Genomic DNA, 4,985 nt, shown 5'->3' with positions numbered 1-4,985 from the left:
CTGAGGTGTGTGGCGATTCTTCCGGCCCTTCCCGGTCAGCCTATTCAGGCCATCAGAGCCGCTTGATCTGGATGTCGCGGAAGCAAACGGGATCGTTGTGGCCGGCAAAGCCGAAATGCCCGCTGGTGCGGTCCTTGCCCGGATGCGGATGGTTGGCCAGAAACGTCGTGACCTTGGAAAGATCGGCATCGAGAATGACGGTGCCATTCAGTTCAACTTTGATGGTTGAACCCTTGACCGTGACCTCCTCGAAATTCCATTCGCCAATCGGCCGCTGGTAACCGCGCGCCGCCGCCGCCATGCCATAGGCGGAACCGTGCGCCTGGCGCGGGTCAATCTTGTCGCCGGTGGCCTTCTCGTAATTGTCGTCCAGCACCTGGCATTCGCACATCCCGACATACGCCGTGTCGCCCTCGCCGGGATAGCGGATCGCCAGCCCGTTGTTGCCGCCGGGCGGCATTTTGAATTCAACGCGCGCCACGAAGTCCGCAAACTCATCCTTCGTGTAAATCGTTCCGCCCTTCCCTTTCTGGCAGCAAATCGCGCCGTCCTTCACCTCGTATTCGCCCACCGGTCCGGCCCAGCCGTCAAAGCTCTTTCCGTTGAACACGGATTGAAAACCGCCCCTGCCTTTCGAATCGAGAAGTTTGTTTGCCTCGTCCGCCTTGATCTCGCGGATGAAAATGTTACGCCAGCGAATTTCGCCGCCGTGGGTTTGTAGCTCGATCGGACCTTTCGCCGGGATCGGCGTCTTGCGGTCGTAGTAATTCTCCATTTTCGCATGATCCACGACCAGTTTGTCGTTGAGCCAGACGGTGACCCGCGACCCGACCATGAGGATCCGAAATTTGTTCCATTCGCCGAACGGCTTGTCCGCGAGCACGAGCGGATCCTTGCCCGGAGCGCCCGGACTGTTGTTCCAAAGCCCGCCCGAACCCTTGTCCGCGCCCAGGGAAAATTTCTCCTTCTCGGTGTAGTCCCAGATCTGGACCTGGGGACAACCGCGCAGGTAAACGCCCGAGTCGGCCAGCGGCACGGTCTTGTATTCGACCATCAACTCGAAATCGCCGTAGTCTTTCTCCGTCGTGGCATACCTGCCGTTGCCGTCGTTGACCAGTTCGTCGTTCTCCACACGCCAGTGCTTCCGCATGTCGGCGGTCCACTCGGCGTTCTTCGCGGCCCGCTCGGCTTCGGGCATCGCGAGCCACTTGCGATGATCGAACGTGTCGCCCCCGCGCCATCCGGCGAGGTCTTTGCCGTTGAACAGCGGCGTGAATCCCGGAGGCGGCGCGGCGGCCAGCAGACCGGCCCAGGAACACAGCGAGAGAACCGCAACCGTGGCGGCGACGTGACTTTGGGAAACAAGATTTCTTTTCGGCGTGGTTTTCATAAGCGGATGCCGGAGTGTCGTAACCGTTTTCGAGTCTCAGGTCAACCAGCTAACGCATGCGGCCTTGAGTTGGCGGCAGATTCAGTCAAACTCGCGCGCCATGTCGGGAACGGAAATCATCGCTCTGGCCGCGGCCGGGGCCGCCGCGGGTTTGATCAACGCCGTTGCGGGCGGCGGAACCCTCATCACCTTTCCGGCGTTGTTGTTCTTCGGAACGCCGCCGGTGACCGCCAACGCCACCAGCACGCTCGCGCTCGTCTTCGGCACCGCCGGAAGCGTTTACGGCTTCCGTCAGCAGATCCCCGCGGTGATGCCCTGGCTGAAGCGGTTCCTGCCCGTCAGTCTGCTCGGCGGACTGATCGGCGGCATTCTGCTTACGAAAACGCGGGAGGAGGTGTTCGCCCGGCTCGTGCCCTTCCTCATTCTCTTCGCGACGATCATCTTCGTCACGCAAGGCGCGTTCCGCCGTTTCGCCGGGTTTGGGGACAAACCCGCCCAGACCGCCGCGCCACATCGTCGGGAGATCTGGGCGGCCATTTTATTTCAGTTTTTTGTGTCGGTGTACGGAGGTTATTTCGGCGCGGGGATCGGCATCCTCATGCTGGCATCACTCGGCTATCTCGGATTGACCGACATTCACGAAATGAATTGCCTGAAGACCGTGCTCGGGTCGCTCATCAATCAGGTCGCCGCAATCTATTTCATCTTCGCGGGGTTGATTGACTGGCCGAAGACGCTGGTGATGACCGCGGGCGCGGTGGCCGGTTATTTCCTTGGCGCGCATTTCTCGCTGCGCATCCCCCAGAAACGCGTCCGGCAGATTATCAGCGGTGTCGGCTTTATCATCTCGGCGGTGATGTTTTACAGACAGTTCCGATAAGCGAACGACACTTTCGCCGGACCCCTCGCGTTCCGATGGTTTCGTGAACCCCGACTGTCGCGGGCTTTTGCGCTTTCCGAAATTGACGGGCGCCGTTGCCGCAACGCATTCTCGACCGGGACGAGTCGCCATGCACGGAATTGCATTTCTTCAGGACCTGGCGGTGGTCATGATGGTGGCCGGGCTGGTGACGGTGATTTTTCATCGTTTCAAGCAACCGGTTGTTCTGGGCTACATTCTCGCGGGAGTGATCATCGGCCCGCACACGCCGCCGTCGCCACTGGTCAAGGACCAGGAGACCATCAAGGCCCTCGCGGAGATGGGTGTGGTTTTGTTGATGTTTTCGCTCGGCCTGGAGTTCAGCCTTCGCAAGCTCAGGCGGGTCGGCCCCACGGCGTTCATTGCCGCGCTGCTCGAAATCCTGCTGATGGTCTGGGTCGGATACGAGGCCGGCCAGTGGTTCGGCTGGAGCGCGATGGACAGTATTTTCCTCGGCGCAACGCTTTCGATTTCCTCGACCACCATCATCGTCAGGGCCCTGGCTGAGCTGGGCAAGAGCAAGGAGCGATTTGCGGAACTGATTTTTGGCATCCTTATCATCGAGGACATTCTGGCCATTGTGATGATCGCGCTGCTGTCAGGCATCGCCATGACCGGCTCGCTTCACCTCGGCGACGTTGCCTCGACCATCGGCAGGCTCACTCTGTTCCTCATCGCTACTCTGGTCGCCGGACTGCTGGCGGTGCCCCGCCTCCTCGGATACGTCGCCCGGTTCAAAAGCAACGAAATGCTCCTCATTACCGTGCTCGGATTGTGCTTCGGGTTTTCGCTGCTGGCGGTGAAACTGGGATACAGCGTCGCGCTGGGGGCGTTCATCATCGGCGCGGTGATCGCAGAAGCCCGCCAGATTGGCCGCATCGAAATTCTCACCGAACCGATTCGCGACATGTTCAGCGCCATTTTCTTCGTCGCCATCGGACTGTTGATTGATCCGGCGATGCTGCTGAAACATTGGCTTCCCATCCTCGTCATCTCACTGGTCGTCGTCCTCGGCAAGATCATCACGTGCAGCTTCGGGGCGTTTGTCGCCGGAAACGACAGTCGAACCTCGCTGCGGGTCGGGATGGGGCTGGCCCAGATCGGGGAATTCTCCTTCATCATCGCCTCGCTGGGCGTCACCCTGAAAGTGACCAGCGCGTTTCTTTATCCCGTGGCGGTGGCCGTGTCGGTCGTTACCACGCTGCTGACCCCCTATCTCATCCGGAGCGCGGACCGTCTCGTCAACGCCTTCGACAGCGCCGCTCCCCGGTGGCTGGCGGGTCATCTGGAACTTTACACGCGATGGGTCGGCCAGCTGGGCGCACAAGGACGCAAGAGCATGGCCTCGGAACTCCTCCGCAAGTGGCTCTGGCAAATGGGGCTCAATGCCGCCTTGATCGCCGCGGTGTTTGCCGCAACCGTGTTCGTCTCGAAACATCCGCCGGACTGGCTCGTCCGGTCATCGTTCGACCCGACGAGCGTCAACGCCCTGCTCTGGCTCACAGCGGTCCTCGTGTCGCTGCCGCTGTTGATCGCGACGTTCCGCAAACTGCAGGCGCTCGGCTTGTTGGTGGCCGAGATCAAAGTGCCCGATGGCGCGGCAGGCGAACGGACTCCCGCGGTTCGCGCGGTCATCGCGCGGGCGATCCCGCTGGTCGGAGTGGTCGCCCTTGGTTTGTACATTCTCACCCTCAGCTCCGCGCTGCTGCCGCCGGTCAAAGTTCTGCTGCTGTTGCTCATCGTCGTGGGACTGTTCACGTGGCTTTTCTGGCGCTCGTTCATCAGGATATACTCCAGGGCGCAGGTGGCGCTCGAACAGACGCTCACCGGACCTCCCGCGCCGCGCCGCGAACCGGCACCCGCGCCATTGCCGGGCATGTTGCACGACGCCAATCTGGAAACCATCGGTGTCAGTCCCGGCGCACCTGCCGCGGGCAAACTGATTCGCGAGCTCCGGCTGCGCACAGTGACGGGCGCCAGCATCGTCGGCATCGAACGTAGCGGCGCCAGCATCATCAACCCGGGCCCGGACGAGGAACTTCAGGCCGGCGACCAGATTTTGCTCCTGGGCAGCCCCGGGCAGCTCACCTCCGCGCGCGCCTTGTTCGAGCGCGCCACTTCAACCGGCGCGAATGACCGGCCGAACTGATGCGCTCGCATTGCCCGCCGCCTCATCGACGCACCCGAAGCTGCCGCCCGCAGAGCGCGAGTGTCTGTCGCCACGCATGGCGTAGAAAAGCAGGCTGATTCAGCGCCTCACGCGCATATTGCCGCCGGGCTTGAGCCAGGTCGAGCTCCGCCTGGATCACCGTTTCCGACCGGTTGTTCGCCTGCGCCAGCACCCGCGAATCCGGTGCGACGATTTTGGAGTCACCCGCCGACCACAAACCATTTCCCTGCGGCCCGACCGAGTTTGCGAAGATGTAATAAACCTGGTTCTCGAAGGCGCGCACAGCGATGCCGTCGCGTCCGCCGCGCTTCGTTCTGGAAACCGCCAGCGAATCCAGACCGGCGTTCGGATGGAAAACGATCTGCGCGCCCATCATCACCGGCAGTCGAACCAGTTCCGGATAACGCCGCTCATGACAGATGATCGCGGTGGCCGCGATTCCGTCCAGTCGGAAGAACGCCAGGGAGTTTCCCGGCGTGAAAAAACGGGCGTCCCGTGGTGTAAGA

At 61.7% G+C, this 4,985-nt stretch carries 4 protein-coding genes; 2 read left to right on the top strand and 2 right to left on the bottom strand.

The genetic code is table 11. The features are described 5' to 3' along the window. Nucleotides 1-52 precede the first annotated feature (52 nt). The gene (locus VN887_19790) at nt 53-1,390 is read right to left on the bottom strand and encodes a DUF1080 domain-containing protein (protein HXT42260.1); all 1,338 of its coding nucleotides are present in this window, start codon (nt 1,388-1,390) and stop codon (nt 53-55) included. A gap of 100 nt (nt 1,391-1,490) precedes the next feature. Between VN887_19790 and VN887_19785 the strand changes: the two genes are divergently transcribed. Both VN887_19785 and VN887_19780 read left to right on the top strand, forming a co-directional pair. After that, nucleotides 1,491-2,270, top strand: a complete 780-nt coding sequence (locus tag VN887_19785; GenBank protein ID HXT42259.1) for a sulfite exporter TauE/SafE family protein — start codon at nt 1,491-1,493, stop codon at nt 2,268-2,270. 130 nt (nt 2,271-2,400) lie between these two features. Continuing rightward, nucleotides 2,401-4,458: a cation:proton antiporter gene (locus VN887_19780; GenBank protein HXT42258.1), complete on the top strand. Its 2,058-nt coding sequence runs from the start codon at nt 2,401-2,403 to the stop codon at nt 4,456-4,458. Nucleotides 4,459-4,480: 22 nt separating this feature from the next. Here VN887_19780 and VN887_19775 read toward each other — a convergent pair. Then, nucleotides 4,481-4,985: carbon-nitrogen hydrolase family protein (locus VN887_19775; GenBank protein ID HXT42257.1), on the bottom strand; the 505-nt coding region annotated here is incomplete at its 5' end.

It is taken from the genome of Candidatus Angelobacter sp. (assembly GCA_035607015.1).
Taxonomy (GTDB): Bacteria; Verrucomicrobiota; Verrucomicrobiia; order Limisphaerales; family AV2; genus AV2.
The sequence above is the reverse complement of the archived record's forward strand: the minus strand, read 5'-3'. Positions and strand labels throughout refer to the sequence as shown.

What these genes read in the sequence shown, in the direction of transcription:
- VN887_19790 (HXT42260.1), bottom strand. Translation starts at nt 1,390, where the DNA reads ATGAAAACCACGCCGAAAAGAAATCTTGTTTCCCAAAGTCACGTCGCC.
- VN887_19780 (HXT42258.1), top strand. Translation starts at nt 2,401, where the DNA reads ATGCACGGAATTGCATTTCTTCAGGACCTGGCGGTGGTCATGATGGTG.
- VN887_19785 (HXT42259.1), top strand. Translation starts at nt 1,491, where the DNA reads ATGTCGGGAACGGAAATCATCGCTCTGGCCGCGGCCGGGGCCGCCGCG.